We start from the raw sequence: 1,715 nt of genomic DNA, 5'->3' as shown, positions 1-1,715 counted from the left end.
GTGTTGTATGGTTAAGCCTCACGGGCAATTAGTATCAGTTAGCTCAATGCCTCACAGCACTTACACACCTGACCTATCAACGTCGTAGTCTCCGACAACCCTTTAGGATACTTAAAGTATCAGGGAAGACTCATCTCAGGGCTCGCTTCCCGCTTAGATGCTTTCAGCGGTTATCGATTCCGAACTTAGCTACCGGGCAATGCGTCTGGCGACACAACCCGAACACCAGAGGTTCGTCCACTCCGGTCCTCTCGTACTAGGAGCAGCCCCCTTCAATCTTCCAACGCCCACGGCAGATAGGGACCGAACTGTCTCACGACGTTCTAAACCCAGCTCGCGTACCACTTTAAATGGCGAACAGCCATACCCTTGGGACCGACTTCAGCCCCAGGATGTGATGAGCCGACATCGAGGTGCCAAACACCGCCGTCGATATGAACTCTTGGGCGGTATCAGCCTGTTATCCCCGGAGTACCTTTTATCCGTTGAGCGATGGCCCTTCCATTCAGAACCACCGGATCACTATGACCTGCTTTCGCACCTGCTCGAATTGTCATTCTCGCAGTCAAGCGGGCTTATGCCATTGCACTAACCTCACGATGTCCAACCGTGATTAGCCCACCTTCGTGCTCCTCCGTTACTCTTTGGGAGGAGACCGCCCCAGTCAAACTACCCACCAGGCACTGTCCGCAACCCCGATTAGGGGTCGACGTTAGAACATCAACACTACAAGGGTGGTATTTCAAGGACGGCTCCACAAATACTGGCGTACTTGCTTCAAAGCCTCCCACCTATCCTACACATGTAGGGTCAATGTTCAGTGCCAAGCTGTAGTAAAGGTTCACGGGGTCTTTCCGTCTAGCCGCGGGTACACTGCATCTTCACAGCGATTTCAATTTCACTGAGTCTCGGGTGGAGACAGCGTGGCCATCATTACGCCATTCGTGCAGGTCGGAACTTACCCGACAAGGAATTTCGCTACCTTAGGACCGTTATAGTTACGGCCGCCGTTTACCGGGGCTTCGATCAAGAGCTTCGACCGAAGTCTAACCCCATCAATTAACCTTCCGGCACCGGGCAGGCGTCACACCGTATACGTCATCTTACGATTTTGCACAGTGCTGTGTTTTTAATAAACAGTTGCAGCCACCTGGTATCTGCGACTCTCGTCAGCTCCATCCGCAAGGGACTTCACCATCAAGAGCGTACCTTCTCCCGAAGTTACGGTACCATTTTGCCTAGTTCCTTCACCCGAGTTCTCTCAAGCGCCTTGGTATTCTCTACCCGACCACCTGTGTCGGTTTGGGGTACGATTCCTTACAATCTGAAGCTTAGAGGCTTTTCCTGGAAGCATGGCATCAATGACTTCACACCCGTAGGTGCTCGACGTCGTGTCTCAGCCTTAAAAAGAGCCGGATTTACCTAACTCTTAAGCCTACGCACTTGAACCTGGACAACCGTCGCCAGGCCCACCTAGCCTTCTCCGTCCCCCCATCGCAATTGTAAGAAGTACGGGAATATTAACCCGTTTCCCATCGACTACGCCTTTCGGCCTCGCCTTAGGGGTCGACTTACCCTGCCCCGATTAACGTTGGACAGGAACCCTTGGTCTTCCGGCGAGGAGGTTTTTCACCCCCTTTATCGTTACTCATGTCAGCATTCGCACTTCTGATACGTCCAGCATGCGTTACCACACACCTTCAACCGCTTACAGA

The 1,715-nt window shown here is 52.6% G+C and carries 1 rRNA gene; it reads right to left on the bottom strand.

Annotated features, from left to right (window positions below):
• Positions 1 to 7: 7 nt before the first annotated feature.
• Positions 8 to 1,715, bottom strand: a 23S ribosomal RNA gene (locus ACF8EG_RS15830); the annotation flags it as partial.

It is taken from the genome of Vibrio sp. YQ_11 (assembly GCF_043103065.1).
Taxonomy (GTDB): domain Bacteria; phylum Pseudomonadota; class Gammaproteobacteria; order Enterobacterales; family Vibrionaceae; genus Vibrio; species Vibrio parahaemolyticus.
The sequence above is the reverse complement of the archived record's forward strand: the minus strand, read 5'-3'. Positions and strand labels throughout refer to the sequence as shown.